General features: G+C 64.9%; 15 protein-coding genes. 6 read left to right on the top strand and 9 right to left on the bottom strand.

What is annotated here, in order from left to right; genetic code table 11:
- Positions 1 to 114: 114 nt before the first annotated feature.
- The gene (locus tag ACVOMF_RS11645) at positions 115 to 1992 is read right to left on the bottom strand and encodes an ABC-F family ATP-binding cassette domain-containing protein (protein ID WP_481509439.1); all 1878 of its coding nucleotides are present in this window, start codon (positions 1990 to 1992) and stop codon (positions 115 to 117) included.
- Between the two features lie 312 nt (positions 1993 to 2304).
- Between ACVOMF_RS11645 and ACVOMF_RS11640 the strand changes: the two genes are divergently transcribed.
- Entirely contained in the window at positions 2305 to 4683 is a 2379-nt protein-coding gene (locus ACVOMF_RS11640) for a TonB-dependent receptor plug domain-containing protein (RefSeq protein WP_481509438.1), read from the top strand.
- A 108-nt stretch (positions 4684 to 4791) separates the two neighbouring features.
- On the opposite strand, the gene ACVOMF_RS11635 is transcribed toward ACVOMF_RS11640, so the two are convergent.
- On the bottom strand, positions 4792 to 5685 hold the full coding sequence (locus tag ACVOMF_RS11635) for a LysR family transcriptional regulator (RefSeq protein ID WP_481509437.1): 894 nt from the start codon (positions 5683 to 5685) through the stop codon (positions 4792 to 4794).
- A 121-nt stretch (positions 5686 to 5806) separates the two neighbouring features.
- Here ACVOMF_RS11635 and ACVOMF_RS11630 point away from each other — a divergent pair, with 121 nt between their 5' ends.
- The 4 genes from ACVOMF_RS11630 to ybaL all read left to right on the top strand — a co-directional run bounded on the left by ACVOMF_RS11630 (position 5807) and on the right by ybaL (position 11209).
- On the top strand, positions 5807 to 6997 hold the full coding sequence (locus tag ACVOMF_RS11630; protein WP_481509436.1) for a serine hydrolase domain-containing protein: 1191 nt from the start codon (positions 5807 to 5809) through the stop codon (positions 6995 to 6997).
- Positions 6997 to 8199: an MFS transporter gene (locus ACVOMF_RS11625; protein ID WP_481509435.1), complete on the top strand. Its 1203-nt coding sequence runs from the start codon at positions 6997 to 6999 to the stop codon at positions 8197 to 8199. Before ACVOMF_RS11630 ends, ACVOMF_RS11625 begins: the two co-directional genes overlap by 1 nt.
- Positions 8196 to 9353 carry an MFS transporter gene (locus ACVOMF_RS11620; protein ID WP_481509434.1) on the top strand — a complete coding sequence of 386 codons (1158 nt, stop codon included), beginning with the start codon at positions 8196 to 8198 and terminating at the stop codon, positions 9351 to 9353. The genes ACVOMF_RS11625 and ACVOMF_RS11620 overlap by 4 nt, the downstream gene beginning before the upstream one ends.
- A gap of 143 nt (positions 9354 to 9496) precedes the next feature.
- Positions 9497 to 11209 carry a YbaL family putative K(+) efflux transporter gene (gene ybaL / locus ACVOMF_RS11615; protein WP_481509433.1) on the top strand — a complete coding sequence of 571 codons (1713 nt, stop codon included), beginning with the start codon at positions 9497 to 9499 and terminating at the stop codon, positions 11207 to 11209.
- On the opposite strand, the gene ACVOMF_RS11610 is transcribed toward ybaL, so the two are convergent.
- Both ACVOMF_RS11610 and ACVOMF_RS11605 read right to left on the bottom strand, forming a co-directional pair.
- On the bottom strand, positions 11185 to 12063 hold the full coding sequence (locus ACVOMF_RS11610) for an AraC family transcriptional regulator (protein ID WP_481509432.1): 879 nt from the start codon (positions 12061 to 12063) through the stop codon (positions 11185 to 11187). The two genes, ybaL and ACVOMF_RS11610, sit on opposite strands and share 25 nt — an antisense overlap.
- A gap of 43 nt (positions 12064 to 12106) precedes the next feature.
- Complete coding sequence (locus tag ACVOMF_RS11605) at positions 12107 to 13033, bottom strand: LysR family transcriptional regulator (protein ID WP_481509431.1); 927 nt, start codon at positions 13031 to 13033, stop codon at positions 12107 to 12109.
- Between the two features lie 120 nt (positions 13034 to 13153).
- On the opposite strand from ACVOMF_RS11605, the gene ACVOMF_RS11600 reads away from it, so the two are divergent.
- On the top strand, positions 13154 to 13804 hold the full coding sequence (locus tag ACVOMF_RS11600; RefSeq protein WP_481509430.1) for an NAD(P)-dependent oxidoreductase: 651 nt from the start codon (positions 13154 to 13156) through the stop codon (positions 13802 to 13804).
- A gap of 154 nt (positions 13805 to 13958) precedes the next feature.
- Here ACVOMF_RS11600 and ACVOMF_RS11595 read toward each other — a convergent pair whose 3' ends face one another.
- The 5 genes from ACVOMF_RS11595 to ACVOMF_RS11575 form a co-directional block, all read right to left on the bottom strand.
- The gene (locus ACVOMF_RS11595; protein ID WP_481509429.1) at positions 13959 to 15245 is read right to left on the bottom strand and encodes an O-acetylhomoserine aminocarboxypropyltransferase/cysteine synthase family protein; all 1287 of its coding nucleotides are present in this window, start codon (positions 15243 to 15245) and stop codon (positions 13959 to 13961) included.
- Between the two features lie 279 nt (positions 15246 to 15524).
- Positions 15525 to 18113: an ATP-dependent chaperone ClpB gene (clpB, locus tag ACVOMF_RS11590; protein ID WP_282269276.1), complete on the bottom strand. Its 2589-nt coding sequence runs from the start codon at positions 18111 to 18113 to the stop codon at positions 15525 to 15527.
- A 177-nt stretch (positions 18114 to 18290) separates the two neighbouring features.
- Positions 18291 to 19103: a DUF3014 domain-containing protein gene (locus ACVOMF_RS11585; RefSeq protein WP_481509428.1), complete on the bottom strand. Its 813-nt coding sequence runs from the start codon at positions 19101 to 19103 to the stop codon at positions 18291 to 18293.
- Between the two features lie 77 nt (positions 19104 to 19180).
- A complete protein-coding gene (locus tag ACVOMF_RS11580) occupies positions 19181 to 20758 on the bottom strand; it encodes a hypothetical protein (RefSeq protein WP_481509427.1) in 1578 nt (525 codons plus the stop codon).
- A gap of 64 nt (positions 20759 to 20822) precedes the next feature.
- Entirely contained in the window at positions 20823 to 21716 is an 894-nt protein-coding gene (locus tag ACVOMF_RS11575; protein ID WP_481509426.1) for an XAC2610-related protein, read from the bottom strand.
- Between the last annotated feature and the right edge of the window lie 27 nt (positions 21717 to 21743).

Here is a 21743-nt window from a genome sequence, read left to right as displayed (position 1 = left end):
CGGCCGTCGGCCCCGGCCTGCGCGCCCCCCCCTGTCCCGCACGCCGGCCCCCCGCACACCCAACCCGCACCCGGCCGCGGCTCTACAGTGGCATCGCTTCGCGGCCTGCGACGCTCAGTCCTCAAGCATCTCCATCCACGCCGCCTCGGCCTGCTCCAGCTGCTGTACCAGCACTTCGCGTTCGCTGCCGAGCTTGGCCATCTTGGCTGCGTCGGCGTAGTTGCCGGAATCGGCCAACTGCGCATCCACCTCAGCCAGCGCTGCCCCCAGCTGCTCAACCTTCTTCTCGGCTGCTTCCAGCTTGTGCGGGTTGACCGGCTTCTTGTTCGATGCCGGCTTGACCGCAGCCACCTGTGCAACCGGTGCGGCAGCTGCAGGCTTTTCCTGGCGATCACTCTTGTTGCGTGAACCCTGCGCGCTGGCGCGGGTACGCAGCCACTGTGCGTACTCGTCGAGGTCCCCGGCAAACGGCTCAACCACACCGTCTGCCACACGCCAGAACGTATCGCAGACCAGACCGATCAGATGGCGGTCATGCGACACCATCACGATCGCACCTTCGAACAGCGCCAGCGCCTCGGCCAATGCTTCGCGCATTTCCAGGTCAAGGTGATTGGTCGGTTCGTCGAGCAGCAGCACATTCGGCTGCTGCCAGGCGATCAGGGCCAGCGCCAGACGCGCACGCTCGCCACCGGAGAAACCATCGACCGTCTCGAACGCACGGTCACCCGGAAAGTTCCACTTGCCGAGGAAGTCGCGGAAGGACTGGTTGACGCCATCGGGCGAGATCTCGCGGAAGTGATCCATCGGCGTCATGCCGGCGTGCAGCGATTCCACCGTGTGCTGGGCGAAGTAACCGATCTGCAGGTCCGGGTGGGCCATGCGGTCACCGCCAAGCAACGGCAGGTCGCCGACGAGCGATTTCACCAGCGTGGTTTTACCCGCACCGTTCGGCCCGAGCAGACCGACGCGCTGGCCGGCTTCCAGGCCGAAGCCGACGTTGTCCAGGATCACCGCGTCCGGGCCGTAACCGGCAGTGACGTCGTTGAGGCGGATCAGCGAGAACGGCAGCTTGGCCGGCGGCGAGAACTCGATGCGGAATTCGCGCTCGGCGCGCACCGCCTCGGTGCCGGCCATCTTGGCCAGGCGCTTCATCCGGCTCTGCGCCTGGGTGGCCTTGCTGGCCTGCGCCTTGAAGCGGTCGATGAAGCTCTGCAGATGCGCGCGCTCGGCCTGTTCCTTCTCGTGCGCGATCTGCTGCTGGCGAAGGTGTTCGGCACGCTGGCGTTCGAAATCGGTGTAGCCGCCCGGATAGAGCTTGGCACCGCCGCCGTGCAGATGCAGGGTGTGGGTGGCGACGTTGTCCAGGAACTCGCGGTCATGCGAGATCAACAGCAAGGTGCCCGGGTACTTCAGCAGCCATTGCTCCAGCCAGTACACCGCGTCCAGATCCAGGTGGTTGGTCGGTTCGTCGAGCAGCAGCAGGTCGCTGGGCATCATCAGCGCGCGGGCAAGGTTCAAGCGTGCGCGCCAGCCACCGGAGAACGCCGACACCGGACGATCATGCGTCTCGGCCGGGAAACCCAGGCCATGCAGCAGCTTGCCGGCGCGCGCCTCGGCGTCATAGGCACCCAGCTCGGCCATCTTCTGGTGCGCGTTGGCGACCGCTTCCCAGTCTTCGCGCTCAGCGGCTGCGGCTTCTTCCTGCAACACCGCTGCTACCACGTCGTCACCACCGAGCACGAAGTCGATGGCGCGGTCGGGCAGCGCCGGGGTTTCCTGGGCCACGTCGGCGATACGGATCTTGCCGGGCAGCGACACATCGCCCTTGTCGGCCTCCAATTCACCGCGCACGGCGGCAAACAGGCTGGATTTACCTGCGCCATTACGGCCCACCACGCCTACGCGATAGCCGGCATGCAGGGTGAGGTCTACGTTGGACAACAGCAGGCGCTCGCCCCGGCGAAGGGCGAAATTACGAAGGGAAATCATGAATAGGTCCGTTATAACGAAAAGGAATGTGCATGTGAGCAGCATTCCTGCGACGCAATTCTAACGTTAACCAATACTTGACTCACCTCCTGATATCGCACGCGCCTGAACGGTGTTGCCCTACAAGGAGCAAGTACTCGCATTGCCAAATCGCCTTTGCTGAACTGAAAAAGCTTTCAAAAGCAACAATTTAGCTGCGTCATCCGGTTTGACACGAGGTAAAAATTCCATTAATTCGTTGATGGCGCACCGCAACAGCCGCGAACCCCACGCGCCGCCGATGCCGCCACTCAATACCGGAGCTGCAACCTGATGAATCGCACGTCCAGCACCCTCGCCGTCGCCATTGCCATCGCCCTTGGCACCCCGGCCCTCCCCGCCCTCGCCCAGTCCGCCGCCAATACCCTGGATACCGTGATCGTCACCGGTACCCGCGTGGCCGACCGCACCGTGGCCGAATCGCAGTCGCCGATCGACATCATCACCCCGGAAGCGCTGCAGTCCACCGGCACCGGCGAATTGGCCACCGCGCTGTCGCGCGCCCTGCCCTCGCTGAACTTCCCGCGCCCGGCCCTGACCGACGGCACCAGCGGCATCCGCCCGGCGCAGCTGCGCGGCCTCTCGCCTGACCAGGTGCTGGTGCTGGTCAACGGCAAGCGCCGCCACACCTCGGCGATGATCAACGTCAACGGCAGCATTGGCCGTGGTTCTTCCGCAGTAGACATCAACGCCATTCCGATCGCCGCCATCGAGCGCGTGGAAGTGCTGCGTGACGGCGCCTCGGCCCAGTACGGCTCGGACGCCATCGCCGGCGTGGTCAACATCGTGCTCAAGGGCAGCGGCAAGGGCGGCAGCCTGGCCGTGGATTACGGCCAGTACTCGGCCGGTGACGGCAACAAGTACCAGCTCTCCGGCGACACCGGCGTCAGCTTCGCCGATGGCCGCGGCAGTGTGCACTTCGCTGGCCAGGTCAGCCAGCAGGACGAGAGCAACCGCGCCGGTCCGTATCGCGGCACTACGCCGAACACCGGCAACTTCCCCTCCATCGGCGAGAAGACCTTCGTGGTCGGCGACCCGCGCGTGGATGCCACCGCCGCCTCGGCCAACGCCAGCTTCAACTTCAGCGACAACGTCAGTGCCTACGCCAGCGCGCTGCTGAGCAACCGCGACATCACCTCGTTCGCGTTCTACCGTTCGCCCAACCACAGCGGCCAGACCGCGCTGCTGGCGCAGACCTACCCGGACGGCTATGTGCCGCAGATCAACCAGTACTCCAAGGACCGCTCGCTGGTGGCCGGCGTCAAGGGCAATACCGAGAGCGGCTGGACCTGGGATGTCAGCGTCAACCACGGTGAAAACACCCTGGATTTCCACACCCGCAACAGCATCAACTACAGCCTGGGCGTGAACAGCCCGACCTCGTTCTACGACGGCACGCTGAAGTACCAGCAGGACATCTTCAATGCCGACCTCACCAAGTCGCTGGATTGGGGCCTGGCCTACCCGGTCACGCTGTCCTTCGGTGGTGAATACCGCCGTGAGAAGTGGGAACAGAACGCCGGTGAGCTGAACTCCTATACCGGCAGCGGTGCGCAGGGCTTTGGCGGTTTCACCCCGACCAACGAAGTGCACAACGACCGCAACAACTACGCTGTCTATGCCGGGCTGGAAGCCGACCTGACCGAGAAGTTCTCCGCTGGCCTGACCGGTCGCTACGAGGATTACTCGGACTTCGGCGACAAGTTCTCCGGCAAGCTGTCGGCCCGCTACGCCTTCACCGACAAGGTCGCGCTGCGTGCCACCGCGTCCAGTGGTTTCCGCGCACCGTCGCTGGCCCAGCAGAGCTACCAGGCAGTAACCAGCACCATCATCAACGGCAACTTCGTTGACCGTGGCACCTTCCCCACCACCAGCCGTGCCGCACAGGCGCTGGGTGCCAGCCCGCTGAAAGCCGAAAGCTCCACCTCCTACAGCATTGGCCTGGTCGTGCAGCCGGTCGAGCGCCTGTACCTGACCGTCGATGCGTACCAGATCGATATCGACGATCGCATCGTGTTGTCCACCAACATCACCACCAACGCCGCCGCCAACGCGTTGTTGGCCGGACTGGGGCTGCCGCAGGTCACCGCGTTCTCCTACTTCACCAATGGCGTGGACACCCGCACCCGCGGTGTCGATGCGGTGTCCAGCTACACCATCCCGTTTGCTGCCAGCAATCTGGAGCTGACCGCTGCCTACAGCTACAACGAAACCGAGGTGAAGAAGTTCATCGCTTCGCCGGCGGTGTTCGGCAGCCTGGGCATCACCCAGTCGCTGATCGGTCGCGACGAAATCGGCCGCATCGAGGACAGCTTCCCGCGTGACAAGGCCATCGTCAGCGGCACCTGGCGCTCGGACCGCTGGGAACTCGGCCTGTCGGCCACCCGCTATGGCAGCTTCACCGTGCGCAACTCGGCCACTGCTGCCCGCGACCAGACCTATGACGCCAGCTGGGTATTGGACGCCTCGGCCAGCTTCAAGCCAAGCGAGAACTGGAAGCTGACCCTGGGTGCGGACAACCTGCTGGACCAGTACCCGGATCGCACCGCCGACCTGCAGAACTCGACCTGGGGCATGCTGCCGTACAGCAACTACTCCCCGTATGGTTTCAACGGCGCCTACGTCTACGGCCGCATCAGCTACACCTGGTAAAACCGGTTCGACGTCGTGAAAGGAAGATGCCCTGGGAAACCGGGGCATTTTTCTTTGTGCCGCATGGCCGCTACCCGGGGGCGAAGCGTTGCAGCCTGATGATCCGCCTCAACCAGCCTCCGGAAACACCTTCGCACAGAGGAAATCCACCAATGCCCGCACCTTCGGCGAGGGGTATTTGCTGGCCGGCCACAGCACATTGAAGACACCCTCGCCGCCGACCTGATCGACCAGGATGGGCTGCAGCAGCCCCGCTGCCAGCGGCTCGCGAATGGCGAAATCCGGCAGATAGGCAATTCCCAGCCCGCGCAGCGCGAAGCACACGCGTGTCTCGATGTTGTTGCAGATCATCGAGGTCGGCAGTTGCAGCTCGACCTCGCCGGCTGCGCGCCGCAGCACCCAGGTTTCCAGCTTGCCGCTGTTGGGAAAGCGATAGTGCAGGCAGCTGTGCTGCTCAAGGTCGGCCGGGGTCTGCGGCACGCCACGGTGCGCCAGATAGTCCGGCGACGCCACCAGCCGCATATGGAAGCGGTCCAGACGACGCGCCGACAAGCGTGAATCAGCCGGTTCACCGGTGCGCACCACCGCATCGAAGCCCTCCTCGATGACATCGACCATGCGGTCGGTGAAGTCCAGATCCAGCTCGATCTGCGGATACGCACGCATGAACTCGCCCAGCACCGGCAGCATCAGTGAACTGACCAAGGGCAGACTGACCCGCAGGCGTCCGCGTGGCGCCGCGCTGGCCTGCGACAGTTCCAGCTCGGCGGCATCTATCTCGGCCAGGATGCGGCGGCTGCGCTCCAGGAATAGCGTGCCTTCGGCGGTGAGGGTCACGCTGCGGGTGCTGCGATGGAACAGGCGCACACCCAGCTTCTCTTCCAGCCGCGCCACGCTCTTGCCGATCGCCGAGGCCGACACCCCGAGCTCACGCCCGGCCGCGACGAAACTGCGCGTCTCGGCCACCTGCACAAACACCACGAAGCCGTTGAGGCTGTCCATGATCCGCCGCCCGTTTGATTGCGGACATTTTATTCCGCGTATCACGGAACTGCAGCCTGCTTTTTCTTCAATCAAGGGATTCCTATCGTCACCGCCTGCCCTTTCCATCGAGTCAGCCGCAATGACGATCCCCGCGTTTCCCCTACCTTCAACTGCCACGCCTGACCCGGTTCTGGCTCCCATCCAGACCGTCGTGCAGCAGGCACTGGACGAACAACGCCTAGTCGGCGCCGTGGTGCTGGTTGCCCGCAACGGCGAGCTGATCCACCGCCAGGCCAGCGGCCTCGCCGACCGCGCCAGCGCGCGCCCGATGAGGGTGGACACCGTGTTCCGGCTGGCTTCGGTCAGCAAGCCCATCGTTTCCGCTGCGGCCATGGTGTTGGTGGCACAGGGCGAACTCGAGCTGGATGCCGGCATCGAACGCTGGCTGCCGGAATTCCGGCCGCGATTGGCCGACGGCCGTCCCGCACGGATCAGCGCGCGGCAGCTGCTGAGCCATACCGCCGGCCTGGGTTACCGCTTCTTCGAAGCAGATGCGCACGGTCCGTATGCACGGGCCGGTGTCTCCGACGGCATGGATGCCTCCGGCATCAGCCTGCAGGAAAACCTGCGTCGCATCGCCGAAGTACCGCTGGCATACGAGCCCGGCAGCGCCTGGGGCTATTCGCTGGCAACCGATGTGCTGGGCGCCTTGATCGAACGCATCCATGGCACACCGCTGCAGCAGGCCGTGCAGCAGCTGCTGACCGGTCCGCTGGGCATGGGCGATACCGGCTTCGTCGCCGCCGACCCGCAACGCGTGGCAACTGCCTATGTATGCGACACCCCGCAGCCACACCTGCTGGCCGAAGGTGAGATTGTTTCGCCCTTCGATGGCGCCATCGGCATCACCTATAGCCCGGCACGTATCTTCGATGCACAGGCCTTCCCGTCCGCGGGTGCCGGCATGGCAGGCACCGCCGGCGATCTGCTGCGCCTGCTGGAAACACTGCGTGCAGGCGGCAATGGCCTGCTGCCCGCCGGACTGATCACCGAAATGGGTCGCGACCAGGCTGCTGGCCTGGAACTGCCCAGCACACCGGGATTCGGCTTCGGCCTCGGCTTCTCGGTGCTGCGCGACCCGACGCTGGCTGCCACACCGGAATCGCCGGGCACCTGGCGCTGGGGCGGTGCCTACGGCCACTCCTGGTTCGTGGACCGGGCACAGGGACTGAGCGTGGTGGCCTTCACCAACACCTTGTACGAAGGCATGTCGGGGCGCTTCGTCACTGATCTGCGCGATGCGGTTTACGCTGCAGTGGAGCCACGTTGATGTGTGCCGCAAACTCTGCACGCCTGCCATTTGGCGCATTGCTGGCGCTGGCGATGGCCGGGTTCATCACCATCCTCACCGAAGCGTTGCCGGCCGGCCTGCTGCCACAGATGGCACGTGGCCTCGGCGTGTCCGAAGCATGGATCGGGCAGACCGTGACGATCTACGCCATCGGTTCGCTGCTGGCGGCGATTCCACTGACCAGCGCCACCCAAGGTGTACGCCGTCGCCCGCTGCTGCTGGCGGCAATCGCCGGTTTCGCCATCGCCAACACCGTCACCACGTTCTCCGGCAGCTACGCACTGACCATGCTGGCGCGCTTGCTGGCAGGCGTTTCCGCCGGACTGTTGTGGGCGTTGCTGGCGGGCTATGCGGCGCGCATGGTGCCGGCACATCAGCAAGGCAAGGCCATCGCCATCGCGATGGTGGGCACGCCACTGGCCTTGTCGTTGGGCGTGCCAGCCGGCACCTTGTTCGGCAACCTGCTGGGCTGGCGGGTCTGTTTTGGCGCGATGAGCCTGTCGGCGCTGGTGCTGATGCTGTGGGTACGGTTCAAGGTGCCGGACTTCGCCGGCCAGTCGGCGAACCAACGCGTGCCATTGCGGCAGGTGCTCTCCATCGTCGGCGTGCGCCCGGTGCTGTTGGTGGTGCTGGGCTTCGTACTGGCACACAACATCCTCTATACCTACATCGCGCCATTCCTGACTGCCGCCGGCCTGGGCGAGCGCACCGACCTGGTGCTGCTGGTGTTCGGCATGACCTCACTGCTGGGTATCTGGATCGTCGGCGTGCTGGTCGACCAGCACCTGCGCGCGTTGACGCTTGCCAGCATCGTACTGTTCGGGGCGGCTGCACTCGCACTCGGACTGGCCAACGAGACGCCGCTTGGGGTCTACGCAGGAGTGGCGGCCTGGGGCGTTGCCTTCGGCGGCGCCGCAACCCTGTTCCAGACAGCGCTGGCAAAGACCGCCGGGGATGCCGCCGATGTCGCCCAATCCATGCTGGTCACTGCCTGGAACGCGGCAATCGCCGGTGGCGGCATCATCGGCGGTGCGCTGCTTGGCCGATGGGGCGTCAGCGCCTTCGCCCCGGTGCTACTGGTGCTCTTGCTGGCAACACTGGTGGTGGTCTGGCTTGCCAGGCGCCATGGGTTTGCAGCAGCCGAGGCGGCGCTGGGCGACCGCAGCGAGGCGCAGCCATGAACAGGTCCGGCGCGCTGTTCTTCATTGCCCTGGGGCTGTTCGGGCTTTATGCCGTCGAGTTCAGCATGGTCGGCATCCTGCCCGCCATTATCCAGCGTCATGCCATCAGCGTGGCCCAGGCCGGTTGGCTGGTCGCGCTGTTCGCTGCGGTGGTTGCATTATGCGGACCCGCAATGGTGCTTTGGCTTGGGCGCTTCGGCAGGCGCAAGGTGCTGGTGATCTCCTTGCTGGTCTTCAGCCTGTGCAGCCTGCTGTCAGCCTGGGCACCAAGCTTCGCGGTATTGATGGCGCTGCGTGTGCCCTCTGCCCTGCTGCATCCGGTGTTCTTCTCGATGGCCTTTGCCTCCGCTATAGCGCTCTACCCGCCACAACGGGCGGCGCACGCCACTGCATTAGCTTTCTCCGGCACCACGTTGGGATTGGTGCTGGGCGTGCCGGTGGCAAGCTGGGTCGGAGCCGCGCTGTCCTATGAGGCCCCATTCCTGTTCTGCGCGGCGGTGAATCTGGCGGCCGCCATCGGCCTGTGGATCAAGCTGCCTGATGGGCGTGGAGCAACGCAGGCGATGATCGCCAATCCGCTGGCCGTGCTGCGCCGAAGCAAGGTGTGGCTGTCGATCGCAACCGCGGTGTGCGTGTTCGCCGCGATGTTCTCGGTCTACAGCTATGCGGCCGAATACCTCGCCCGGCAAGCCAAGCTGGACGGCGAGGCGATCAGCCTGCTGCTCGGCGTCTTCGGTGTGGGCGGCGTACTCGGCAACCTGTTGGCAGGCCGCGCCTTGGACCGCCAGCTTGGCTGGACCGTGCTGGCATATCCGGTACTGCTTGCGGCGGCCTATGCGGTACTGCTGCGCTTCGCCTCACCGGCGCTGGCCGGCATGCTGCCGATCTGCCTGCTGTGGGGTGCAGCCCACGCCAGCGGATTGATCGTCAGCCAGATGTGGATGAGCTCGGCCGCGCCAGAGGCACCCGAGTTCGCCACCAGCCTGTATGTTTCCGCAGCCAACCTCGGCGTGGTGCTGGGCGCCGCGCTGGGCGGCAGCCTCATCGGCGTCCTGGGGATGGACGGAATCATCTGGAGTGGCTGGTTGTTTGCCGCGTTGGCGGCTGTCACGGTGCTGGCCAGGATGCCGTGGCAGACCGCTCGTGCGACCTGACCGGGGTATCGCGAGCGGCCTCCAAGGGGACCATCGCAACCTCCAATTCCAAAAAAATATCGGATATTTCCGGCATTTAGCCGCATGTACACCGGTAGCACCTTTAGAATCGGGGCATCCCCCACCCGACCCAGCGAGCCCTGATGCACCATGACACCGCCCTGATCAACATGCTTGCCATTGGCTTGGGCCTGGCCTTCGTGCTTGGTGCCCTGGCCAACAAACTGCGGCTGTCGCCGCTGGTGGGCTATCTGATTGCCGGTGTCATCGTGGGACCGTTCACCCCTGGCTTTGTCGCCGACCAGGCGCTGGCCAACCAGTTGGCTGAAATCGGGGTGATGCTGCTGATGTTCGGTGTCGGCCTGCACTTCTCGCTGAAGGACCTGATGGAGGTCAAGGCCATCGCCATCCCCGGCGCCATCGGCCAGATCCTGGTCGCCACCCTGCTCGGCTGGGGCGTGGCAACGCTGATGGGCTGGCCGGTGCTGCACGGCGTGATCTTCGGTTTCTCGCTGGCCACCGCCTCCACCGTGGTGCTGCTGCGGGCGATGGAAGAACGCCGTCTGCTGGAAACCAAGCGCGGCAAGATCGCGGTGGGCTGGTTGATCGTTGAAGACCTGGCCTGTGTGCTGGCACTGGTGATGATGCCGGTGATCGCCGAGGTGTTCGGTCCCAACGCAACGAGCAAGGAATTGTCCATCGGCGGACTGCTGGCCTCGATCGGCTGGACCTTCGTGCAGCTGGGCCTGTTCGTGGCGGTGATGCTGGTGGTCGGGCGCCGCGTCATTCCGTGGGTACTGGAGAAAGTCGCCGGCACCGGTTCGCGCGAACTGTTCACTTTGTGCGTACTGGCCATTGCCTTGGGCGTTGCGTTTGGCGCCGCTGCCTTGTTCGGCGTGTCGTTCGCGCTGGGTGCGTTCTTCGCCGGCATGATGCTCAACGAATCCGAGCTCAGCCACAAGGCCGCACACGATTCGCTGCCGTTGCGCGATGCGTTCGCGGTGTTGTTCTTCGTCTCGGTCGGCATGCTGTTCAATCCGATGATCATCGTCGAGCACCCGTGGCAGGTGCTGGCAACGGTGTTGATCATCATGTTTGGCAAGTCGGCTGCGGCCTTCTTCATCGTGCGCGCCTTCGGCCATTCCAAGAGCACCGCACTGACCATTTCCGCCTCGCTGGCGCAGATCGGCGAGTTCGCCTTCATCATTGCCGGCCTCGGCGTGGCGCTGAAGATCCTGCCGCCAACCGGACAGTCGCTGGTACTGGCCGGTGCACTGGTGTCGATCATGCTCAACCCGGTGGTGTTCGGCCTGCTCGACCGTTGGCAGGCACGCCACAAGGAAACCACGCCGGTACCGGAAGTGCCCGAAATCCCACCAGGTCCGTCGCTGGACCTGCAGGACCACGCCATCGTGGTCGGCTATGGACGGGTTGGCAGCGAGCTGGCACAGGTACTGCGTGACCGCGGCGTGCCGGTGCTGGTGATCGACGACAACCGCGAGCATGTGGAACGTGCGCACGCTGCCGGTATTCCCGGCATCCGTGGTAGCGCTGCTTCGGACAAGGTGCTGGCCGAAGCGCATCCCGAACGCGCGACGATTGCGGTGCTGGCGATTCCGCAGCCACTGGAATCGGGTGAAGTGCTGGCCAAGCTGCGTGCCATCAACCCCAACCTGACCCTGCTTGCCCGCGCCCACAGCGACGCCGAGGTCAAGCACCTGCTCGACCACGGCGCCGATGGCACGGTGATGGCCGAGCGCGAGCTGGCCTATTCACTGGCGGAGATGATCATGTCCACCCCGCCGTATCGCAGCCTGCGACCGGGCATGCCTCAGCCGGCGGCCAGCGGCACGTAGATATCGGCACGCAGAATGGCCTCGGGGACTTCTTCCGGGTCGTCGAGGAAGTGGTAATGCAGCGGTGCATCGCGCAGGGCGTGGCCGCTACCCGGCAACCAGTCGCGCAGCAGCTGGTCGGTGGCATCTTCCAGCAGCGAGTAGCTTCCGACATGGCGCAGCCGCGCCATGCGGCCGCCGCCAAGCACCAGGCGCTGCAGTGATTCCGGCAGCGCCGGCAATTCGGTATCCAGCGCGAGTGCGCAATCAAACAGCAACTCTTCGGCAGGCACTTCCCGGTGGTCGCCCAGCGGCAAGCCGATCAGTTGCTGCAACTGCTCGATCAGGCCCTGCTCCACAGCCCAGCCGAACAGTTCGCCGAACACACCATCCAGGTCGTCAAAGGCCCCGCGCGCGCGCAGTGCCACCACTTCGAAGGGTTCCAGTGTGACGACCTCCACGCTCAGCGGCGCGGGCTGTTCGGCTGGCGGCAATGGCCGTGACAGCTGCTCGATACTGGCGGCCAAGCGCTTGGGATCTTCCCGCAGCTCACTGGCGCTGGCATCCACGGTTTCGCGCAGCACCCGCGCCAAGGCCTGCGGTGTGTCGTAACCCGCCAACAGCGCGATCTCGGTGACGCTGGCATCGCTATGCGCCAAGCGTTGCAGAGCCTTGACCACGCGCAGCCGCTGCACGGTGCGGCCAATGGTTTCGCCAGTCAGCGCGCGGTACACACGATGGAAATGGAACGGCGAGTAGTGGGCAATGGCCGCCAATGCATCCAGATCCGGCAACGGCCCGCCAATATCGATGCTTTGCTGCAGGCAAGCGATGACCCGGTCCAGGCGTGGCAACTGCGCGACATTGGCTTTCATTGCGGCATCTCCGTTTTAAGTGGGGCTATTGCAGCGCGCCTGCTCAGCGCTGGCGTTTCCGATCTTGCGCAACCTCAGCCCCCGCCCCAGGCAGGCGCGCCAGGTGATCCTGCAACAGCACAATGGCCTGGCGCACTTTCGCCGGCTGCGTCTGCCGATGCGGGGTGACCGCCCAGACTGGCAGCGCTGGCACCTCCCATTCCGGCAACAAGCGTTGCAGGCTACCGGATTCCAGCAACGGCGCGGCATCTAAGCTGGTCAACACCGCCACACCCAATCCGGCCTCGCACAGCCGCAGCACCGCCGGCTGGTTCTGGCTGGCGATACGCGGGTGCGCGGGCACCAGTCGCTCCTCGCCGCTTTCACTGTGCCGCCAGACCAGCCCCGGCACCTGCGCCATGCCCAGCCATTCGGCCGCCGGCACCTGCAGCGGATCGTCGGGAACACCGTGCCGCTGTAGCCATGCCGGCGCCGCGCACGGCCAGCGCTGCAGGCTGCCCAAGCGTTGTGCCATCCAGTCACTGTCCGGCAACTGGCCGAAGCGCAGCGCAAGATCGATGCGTGCCTGCAGCAGATCGGTCCAGCCATCGTCGAAGAACAGGTGCAGGCGCAGTTGTGGGTTTTCCTGCAGCCAGCTGCCCAAGGCTGGGCCGATATGCGCGGCCATTCCCAGCGGCGCAGACAGGCGCAACTCACCACTGGGCGCCTGCCGGGCTGCTGACAGTTCGGCCTCCGCCTCGCCCGCTGCATCCAGCAGGCGCGCGCAGGCAGCGTAGTAGCGGCTTCCGACATCCGTCAGCGCCAAGCGCCGCGTCGAACGGTGCAGCAAGGCCACGCCAGCGTCCTGCTCCAACGCGCGCACCTGCTGACTGACCGCCGAGGTACTCATGCCCAGCGCCCGCGCCGCCGCACTCATCGAACCGTGCTGCACCACCTGGGCAAACAAGGCCATCCGTTTGACACTGTCCATCGGCCACCTCCGTGCCGCCATTGTGAAGCACAACTTCAAGGTGATTGTGATTTTTTGCGACTGCCGCTACGGCCACCATCAGCGGAGACTGGCCACATTCCCCACCCCAAGGACGTTCCCATGAAAGTTGCCCTGATCGGTGCCACCGGCTTTGTCGGCAAGGCCGTACTCGAAGAACTGCTGAGCCGTGGCCATGACGTGACCGCACTGGTCCGTGACCCAGCCAAGCTGGAAGCCCGCCCGCAGCTGCAGGTGGTCAAGGCCGACGTGCGCAATGCCGATGAAGTGCGCGCCGCCGTTGCCGGTACCGATGCGGTGATCAGCGCCTACAACGCCGGCTGGGCCAACCCGGACCTGTACAACGAATTCCTGCAAGGCACCCGTGCGATCGTGGCCGGCACCAAGGCTGCAGGCGTGAAGCGTTACATCGTGATTGGCGGTGCCGGCAGCCTGTACGCAGCGGACGGCAGCCAGCTGGTGGACTCACCCAGCTTCCCGGCCGCGATCTATCCCGGCGCCAGTGCGGCCCGTGATGCGCTGACCGAGCTGCGCAATGAAACGGCGTTGGAGTGGACCCAGCTAAGCCCGCCGGTTGCCTTCCATCCGGGCAGCGCGACCGAGCGCACCGGCACGTACCGGGTTGGCGGCGAGACCCCGCTGAGCACCGGCGATGGCCCGGGCACGATCAGTGCAGCGGATCTGGCGGTGGCAGTGGTGGATGAGCTGGACGCGCCGAAGCATGTTGGTCAGCGGTTTACGGTTGCCTGGTAAGAGCTGAAAGCTGCCCTCACCCCAACCCCTCTCCCGCACGCGGGAGAGGGGCTCGGATCGCGTCGACTGCTAATGCACTAGCCCCTCTACCGCGCGCGGGAGAGGGGTTGGGGTGAGGGGAAGCTTCTAACAAGCAAACCCCGCTTTTGCCCACTCAAGCCCCAGCCAACGCCTGTTCCAGATCCGCCAGCAAGTCATCGATGTGTTCGATGCCCACCGACAGACGCACGGTATCCAGCGTCACCCCCGCCTTCTCCAACTCCGCCGCATCCAATTGCCGATGCGTAGTGGACGCCGGATGCGTAGCCAAGGACTTGGCATCACCCAGGTTCACTAGGCGCGTAAACAGCTGCAAGGCATCCAGGAAGCGCGCCCCCGCCTCACGCCCGCCCGGCAAGCCAAACGTCAGCACACCCGAGCCCTGCCCGCGCAGATACTTCTGCACCAGCGCATGCTCCGGATGATCAGGCAATGCGGCGTAGTTCACCCAGGCGACTTTCGCGTGCTTCTGCAGGTAATTGGCCACGGCCAGCGTATTGCTGTTGATCCGGTCCATGCGCAGCGCCAGCGTCTCGATGCCCTGCAGGATCTGGAATGCGTTGAACGGTGAAATCGCCGCGCCCATGTTGCGCAGCGGCACCACGCGGGCACGACCGATGAAGGCCGCCGGTCCAAGTGCCTCGGTATAGACCACCCCGTGGTAACTGACATCCGGCGTATTGAGGCGCGGGAAGCGCTCCTTGTGCTCGGCCCACGGGAAACGACCCGAATCGACAATCGCGCCGCCAAGGCTGGTGCCATGGCCGCCGAGATACTTGGTCAAGGAATGCACCACGATATCCGCGCCGAAATCGAAGGAACGCTGCAGATACGGCGTGGCGACAGTGTTGTCGACGATCACCGGCACACCATGCGCATGCGCGATCCTGGCGATGGCTTCGATATCGGTGACGTTGCCGCGCGGGTTGCCGATGGATTCGACGAACACCGCCTTGGTGCGCTCGTCGATCAAGGCCGCAAACGCCTGCGGATCGCGGTAGTCGGCAAAGCGGGTCTGGATGCCGAACTGCGGCAGCGTATGCGCGAACAGGTTGTAGGTGCCACCGTACAACGCGCTTGAGGCGAGGATATTGTCACCGGCCTCGGCGATGGTCTGGATGGCGTAGGTGATCGCGGCCTGGCCCGAGGCCAGCGCCAACGCACCGATGCCGCCTTCCAAGGCCGCGATGCGCTTTTCCAGCACATCGGTGGTCGGGTTCATGATGCGGGTATAGATATTGCCCTGCACCTTGAGGTCGAACAGGTCGGCACCGTGCTGGGTGTCGTCGAAGGCGTAGGCAACGGTCTGGTAGATCGGCACCGCGACTGCGCGGGTGGTCGGATCGGGGGAATAGCCACCGTGCACGGCGATGGTTTCAGGCTTCCACTGCGGGTCGGTCATCGGAGTGCTCGCTAAGGAGTGACCGCTGACGATAGCCGAGGATGGATGGCAACCGGTGGACGGTTGCAGGGGTTACTTGTGAGGGGGCGTTATTTGCTGATGCATTTTGAGGCGTGCATCTCTAGCTAGAAGCTTCCCCTCACCCCAGCCCCTCTCCCGTAAACGGGAGAGGGGCTCAGTGCACTACGAGCCGCCGCAAACCTAGCCCCTCTCCCGCGCGCGGGAGAGGGGTTGGGGTGAGGGCAGCGCTTAAAGCTTTTGCAGCTTTGGCTCCGACTCTCAGCCCTTGCCAAACTGCAACTGGCCGCCACCGCCGGCTTCCACCTTGATGGTGTCGCCGCTGGCGAACTCGCCGGCCAGGATCTTCTGCGCCAGCGGATTTTCCAGCTGGGCCTGGATCGCACGCTTCAAGGGGCGCGCGCCATAGATCGGGTCGAAGCCGACATTGCCCAGCACATCGAAGGCCGAATCCGACACCTCCAGGCGCAAACCACGCTCGCCCAACCGCTTCTCCAGCCCACGCATCTGGATGCGTGCGATCTGCTTGATCTGCTGCTTGTCCAGCGGGTGGAACACGACGATGTCGTCCAGGCGGTTGATGAACTCCGGACGGAAGTGCGCCTGCACCACGCCCATCACCGCCGCCTTCATCTGCGTATAGGCTTCCGGGCTGTCGTCGCCGCTCATGTCCTGGATCTGGTGCGAGCCCAGGTTCGAGGTCATCACGATGACGGTGTTGCGGAAGTCCACGGTGCGGCCCTGGCCGTCGGTCAAACGACCGTCGTCCAGCACCTGCAGCAGGATGTTGAACACATCCGGATGCGCCTTCTCCACTTCGTCCAGCAGGATCACGCTGTACGGGCGACGACGCACCGCCTCAGTCAGGTAACCACCTTCTTCGTAGCCCACATAACCCGGGGGCGCACCGATCAGCCGCGACACGCTGTGCTTCTCCATGAACTCACTCATGTCGATGCGCACCATCGCGTCGGGCGAGTCGAACAGGAAGTCGGCCAGCGCCTTGGTCAGCTCGGTCTTGCCAACACCGGTCGGGCCCAGGAACAGGAACGAGCCACTCGGGCGGTTCGGGTCCGACAGGCCGGCACGCGAACGCCGCACCGCGTCGGAGACCACGCGGATCGCTTCTTCCTGCCCAACCACGCGGTTGTGCAGCATGTCTTCCATGCGCAGCAGCTTGTCGCGCTCGCCTTCGAGCATCTTGCTGACCGGGATGCCGGTCCAGCGCGAGACAACCTCGGCGATTTCCTCGTCGGTCACCTTGTCCTGCACCAGCTTGAAGTCCTTGCGCTCCATCTCCTGCGCGGCCTGCAGCTGCTTCTCCAGGTTGGGCAACAGGCCGTACTGGATCTCGCTCATCTTGGCGAAGTCCTGGCGACGCTGTGCGGCTTCCAGATCCAGCTTGGCCTTCTCGACCTGCTCCTTGATCTTGGTTGCGCCCTGCAGCGCGGCCTTCTCCGACTTCCAGATTTCGTTGAGGTCGGAGAACTCACGCTCCAGCGTGTCGATGTCGGCTTCCAGATCGGCCAGGCGCTTGCGCGAGGCGTCGTCCTTCTCCTTCTTCAGCATTTCGCGCTGGATCTTGAGCTGGATCAGACGGCGTTCCAGACGATCAAGCTCCTCCGGCTTGGAGTCGATCTCCATGCGGATGCGCGAGGCGGCCTCGTCCATCAGGTCGATGGCCTTGTCCGGCAGCTGCCGGTCGGTGATGTAGCGGTTCGACAAGGTCGCCGCGGCAACCACGGCCGGGTCGGTGATCTCCACGCCGTGGTGCACCGCGTAGCGTTCCTTCAGGCCACGCAGGATGGCGATGGTGTCCTCCACCGTCGGCTCACCGACAAACACCTTCTGGAAGCGGCGCTCCAGCGCGGCATCCTTCTCGATGTACTGGCGGTATTCGTCCAGCGTGGTGGCGCCGATGCAATGCAGTTCGCCACGCGCAAGCGCGGGCTTGAGCATGTTGCCCGCATCCATCGCACCGTCGCCCTTGCCGGCGCCGACCATGGTGTGCAGTTCGTCGATGAACAGGATGATCTGGCCTTCGTTCTTGGACAGGTCATTGAGCACGGCCTTCAAGCGCTCTTCGAACTCGCCGCGGAACTTGGCACCGGCAATCAGCGCGCCCATGTCCAGCGAGAGCACGCGCTTGCCGCGCAGGCCCTCGGGCACTTCGTCGTTGATGATGCGCTGGGCCAGGCCTTCGACAATCGCGGTCTTGCCCACGCCGGGTTCACCGATCAGCACCGGGTTGTTCTTGGTACGGCGCTGCAGCACCTGGATGGTGCGGCGGATCTCTTCGTCGCGGCCAATCACCGGGTCGAGCTTGCCGCTTTCGGCACGCGCGGTCAGGTCGATGGTGTATTTTTCCAGCGCCTGGCGCTGCTCTTCGGCGTTTTCGCTTTGCACGGTTTCTCCGCCGCGCAGCTTGTCGATCGCGGCTTTCACTTTGTTCTTGTCGGCGCCAGCCGCACGCAGTGCCATGCCGGCCGGGCCGCCATCGTCCACTGCGGCCAGCAGGAACCACTCGCTGGCGATGAACTGGTCGTTGTGCTGCTGGGCCAGCTTGTCGGTATTGTTGAGCAGGCGATTGAGATCGTTGCCCATCGACAGGCTGCCGGCCTGACCGGATACCTTGGGCAGCGCATCCAGTGCCTCGGTCAGCCGCTCGCGCAGCACCGGCACGTTGACGCCGGCCTGGGCCAGCAAGGGCCGGCTGCTGCCACCGGGCTGATCGAGCAGCGCGCTGAGCACATGCACCGGCTCGATGATGTTGTTATCACGGCCAACCGCCAGCGACTGGGCATCTGCCAAGGCTTTCTGGAAATTGGAGGTGAGCTTGTCCATCCGCATGGGTCTTCTTCCTCAAAGTTGGGAGGCCAGCATTGCTGGCGATATTGATTCAGATGCGGTTGCAACGGCGTGATTCAAGGGTGAATAGCGCCCTTGTTCAGCTGCAATCGAGATCCGCTTCCAGTATCACCAGCTGCCGTCGCCGCAACCTTGATCCAACGCAAGCGGCTGCAGCACTCAGCCGCGCGTGATCGCCGCGCGCAGGGCCCGCAACTGCTGCTTCACCGCCTGTTCCTGCCCGGCATCCATGCGCAGCAGGGCTTTCTGCCCGATCGACAGGGATTGCAGGGCCGGGTCGACGAAGCGATAGCGGCCCTTGCCGTCAGGCTCCACCGCCAGCGGACGGGCCGGCTCGGGGGTCTGCAACAGATGGTCGATCACCGCCACCAGCCTGTCGTTGAAATGGCCATCGGGATGACCGATATCGCGGTAGGCCTGCTGCAGCAAGGGATAGAAGCGTTTGTAAGCAGCCGCTACCGCCCCCGCATCGGCACGGGTGAAAGCATCCACGTAAGGCGCATAGCGGGTGGCATTGGCGGCTGCCAACTGCTCACCTCCAGCACCGCCCTGCTCCACCTGCAGCGCGCCTGGCAACGGCCGCACGGCCATCGCCACCCCTGGCAGGCTAGGCTGCGTCAGGTTGTCCACATGCACCACCACGCGCTGGATCAGCTGCTCACGCAGCAGCACGGCCAAAGCATCTGCCGGGAACAAACCGTTCAAGGCCTGCCAGCCGGAGGCATCGCTGTCGGCCAGAGCCGGCAAGGCCGGGTCAGCAGCCACGTCGAGCGGATATTTCGGCTCGGCCGCTGGTTCGGGCGTAGCAGGCGGTTGGATGGCCGGTGTAGCCGGACTATCCACCAGCGGAGCAACGCTTGGTGCTGCCTGCCGCAGCTGCGCCACATCATCACGGAACATCCACCATGCAGCGCCGCCAACTGCGACGACGCCAACCACGGCCCAGGGCCACACTGCTTTGCGCTTCTGCATCACTTGCACCTTTATTGCATGTGATGGTGTGACCCTGTTTATCCCGCCGGGTTCCCCTGCGGTTCAAGCCTCATGCATCAACGCTGTTTCTGCAGCGACATCAGGCCGATCACGACCGCCAGCACCGCGTAGGCAGCGCTCACCTGCAAGGTGATGGCCTGGCGCAGGCCTTCCAGCTGCCACGGCAGGTAGATGCCGCCGCGCGGATCGGTGGAATGAATCACGCCGAAGGCACTCAGCGCAGCAGCCACGAACAACAGACTCACCGCCACGCCAGCGCGACGCTCGATCAAGGCCACCAGTGCTGCCGCCCAGATCATCGCCGAGATGATGAAACCATTGCCAAGCAACTGCAGCGTTGCCACATCCGACAGGCCATGGCCATCGACCGCCGCATACAACGCAGCCGCCGCATCCGGCGCCACCCAGGTGCCGAACTTGATGTTGATCAGGTAGGCAATGGCCGGCAGGAAGGCCAGCGCGACCGCGACCGCGTGCTCACGCTTGGTCTGCTGGAAGGCCTGCACGGTGATGTCCAGGCCGACGAAGACGATGATCGGTGCCAGCACCGCCACCGGCAGCCACTGCACCAATCCGGCGACCACGCCGAGCATGCCGCCGATGCCGATGAACAGGCCGGTCAGCAGCGTGTAACCGGTGCGCGCCCCCAGACGCTTGTAGGCCGGCTGGCCGATGTACGGCGTGGTCTGCGCGACGCCACCGCAGACGCCGGCGATCAATGTCGCGATGGCCTCCACCAGCAGGATGTCACGGGTGCGGTAGTCGTCACCGGCGGCGCGTGCGCTCTCCGCCACGTTGATACCGCCCACCACCATCAGCAAGCCGAACGGCAGCAGCAGCGACAGGTACGGCATGGTCAACGGCAGGCCTTCGACGAAGCCCAGCGTCGGCAGCGGCAAGGCCACGGCGAAGGAGATGGCCGGCGGCCACTGGAAGCCGGTCAGTGCGCCCGCCGCACCCAGCCCGTAATACAACACCACACCAACCAGCAGCGCGAACAGCACGCCCGGCAAACGCAGCGGCACCACGCCACGCGCAACCAGCACATAAAGCAACACGCCGAGCGTGACCAGGCCAACCAGCGGCTGGCGCATGCTCTCGATCAGCGGCAGGAAGCCGAGCAGGGTCAGCGCCGCACCACCGATGGAGCCGAGCAGCGCCGCACGCGGCACATGGCGGGTAACCGCATCGCCGACGAAGGACAGCACCAGCTTGAGCAGGCCCATCACCACCAGCGAGGCCATGCCCAGCTTCCAGGTCGCCATCGCGGCTGCCTGAGGGTCCATGCCCAGCTGCTTGAAGCCGACGAAGGCCGGGCCCAGCACCAGCAGCGCCATGCCGATGCTGGTTGGCGCGTCCAGCCCCAGCGGCATCGCGGTGACGTCATCACGGCCGCTGCGTGCAGCCAGGCGGCGTGCCATCACCGTGTACATCAGGTTGCCGATCAGCACACCGAACGCAGTGCCGGGGAACATGCGGCCGAACACCACATCGGCCGGGAACTGGAAGATGCCGACCAGCGCCATCGCGATGAAACCGAGGATCGACAGGTTGTCGACCACCAAGCCGAAGAAGCCGTTGAGATCACCCGGCACGAACCAGCGTGGGCGGGATGTTGAAGCGGAAGGATTCATGGGGGATATCGTCAGGAAAGCGGAGCGATGGTAACGCCGGGAAAATGCGTGCGGGTGGAACAGATCATTCGTTCGTGGGCAGTTTCACCCAGCCCAGCACCGGGCCACGGCTGGGATTGCGGTAACGCAGCTGCAGCCAGCCGTCGGCTTCGTCCAGCAGCTCGACGTGGTCGCCTTTGAGCAGATAGCGTTTGGTGGAGGAGTCACCCGCCCTGCTGTATAGCGGCAGCTTTGCCGGTACCACCGATGCGCTGCGGCCCTGCATCGGGACATCTTCCAGAGGCGGATCGAATGCGTTCCATAGCGCGGTCTCAAGCCGTTTGCCTGCTGCGTCCCAGGTGCTCCAGACCATCAGTATCTCGGCATCTTCCACTGGCCCCAGGTTCACCACCTGCGCCAAGCTTTCGGTGTCGATGAAGGCATTGCGCATCGAGCGGTACAGATAGAGCTGATTGCCTTGATAGCGGTAGATGTCGCTGTACCACATCGGCCCACTGCGGCAGCTGCTGCTCAACGTGCGGGTGGCCGGGTCCGGGGTCAGCGACCAGAAGCCTCCGCAGCTGATCTCCGGCGCCTCGGGGGCGGCCAACGCGCGGAACTGGCCACTGGCCGGCTCGAACATGTAAACCGTGACCGATTCGTTGACCTGGCCCAGCGTCGCGCTGGTGTCCAGGTCCTGATAGCCGTCGAAGTTGTAGTCGGCGTGGCCCAGGCGCGTGCCGCCGCCTTCCTCATCCGTGGACGCCGACAGCACCTGCCGACCCTTTGATCGATTGGTGCCAACCTCCACGCTGCCATCGTCCAGCAAGCGCGCATGCGCGCTCACGCCGGCTGCAACCTCGAAGCGGATCTCGCTGTCATCTGCCGCGAATGCTGGCGCTGCCAACAGCGAAACCACTGCAATCAGCAAGCCGCACGCGGCAAAACGGCAGCGGGACGTGGATATCAGGGACATCATCGAGAAGCTCATCTGCGGTTGGAGGCT

This window comes from Stenotrophomonas sp. STEN022, from assembly GCF_056760155.1.
The sequence above is the reverse complement of the archived record's forward strand: the minus strand, read 5'-3'. Positions and strand labels throughout refer to the sequence as shown.

What these genes read in the sequence shown, in the direction of transcription:
- ACVOMF_RS11575 (WP_481509426.1), bottom strand. Translation starts at nt 21,716, where the DNA reads ATGATGTCCCTGATATCCACGTCCCGCTGCCGTTTTGCCGCGTGCGGC.
- ACVOMF_RS11630 (WP_481509436.1), top strand. Translation starts at nt 5,807, where the DNA reads ATGACGATCCCCGCGTTTCCCCTACCTTCAACTGCCACGCCTGACCCG.
- ACVOMF_RS11580 (WP_481509427.1), bottom strand. Translation starts at nt 20,758, where the DNA reads ATGAATCCTTCCGCTTCAACATCCCGCCCACGCTGGTTCGTGCCGGGT.
- ybaL (WP_481509433.1), top strand. Translation starts at nt 9,497, where the DNA reads ATGCACCATGACACCGCCCTGATCAACATGCTTGCCATTGGCTTGGGC.
- ACVOMF_RS11595 (WP_481509429.1), bottom strand. Translation starts at nt 15,245, where the DNA reads ATGACCGACCCGCAGTGGAAGCCTGAAACCATCGCCGTGCACGGTGGC.
- ACVOMF_RS11635 (WP_481509437.1), bottom strand. Translation starts at nt 5,685, where the DNA reads ATGGACAGCCTCAACGGCTTCGTGGTGTTTGTGCAGGTGGCCGAGACG.
- ACVOMF_RS11645 (WP_481509439.1), bottom strand. Translation starts at nt 1,992, where the DNA reads ATGATTTCCCTTCGTAATTTCGCCCTTCGCCGGGGCGAGCGCCTGCTG.
- ACVOMF_RS11620 (WP_481509434.1), top strand. Translation starts at nt 8,196, where the DNA reads ATGAACAGGTCCGGCGCGCTGTTCTTCATTGCCCTGGGGCTGTTCGGG.
- ACVOMF_RS11625 (WP_481509435.1), top strand. Translation starts at nt 6,997, where the DNA reads ATGTGTGCCGCAAACTCTGCACGCCTGCCATTTGGCGCATTGCTGGCG.
- ACVOMF_RS11640 (WP_481509438.1), top strand. Translation starts at nt 2,305, where the DNA reads ATGAATCGCACGTCCAGCACCCTCGCCGTCGCCATTGCCATCGCCCTT.
- ACVOMF_RS11605 (WP_481509431.1), bottom strand. Translation starts at nt 13,033, where the DNA reads ATGGACAGTGTCAAACGGATGGCCTTGTTTGCCCAGGTGGTGCAGCAC.
- ACVOMF_RS11610 (WP_481509432.1), bottom strand. Translation starts at nt 12,063, where the DNA reads ATGAAAGCCAATGTCGCGCAGTTGCCACGCCTGGACCGGGTCATCGCT.
- ACVOMF_RS11585 (WP_481509428.1), bottom strand. Translation starts at nt 19,103, where the DNA reads ATGCAGAAGCGCAAAGCAGTGTGGCCCTGGGCCGTGGTTGGCGTCGTC.
- ACVOMF_RS11600 (WP_481509430.1), top strand. Translation starts at nt 13,154, where the DNA reads ATGAAAGTTGCCCTGATCGGTGCCACCGGCTTTGTCGGCAAGGCCGTA.
- clpB (WP_282269276.1), bottom strand. Translation starts at nt 18,113, where the DNA reads ATGCGGATGGACAAGCTCACCTCCAATTTCCAGAAAGCCTTGGCAGAT.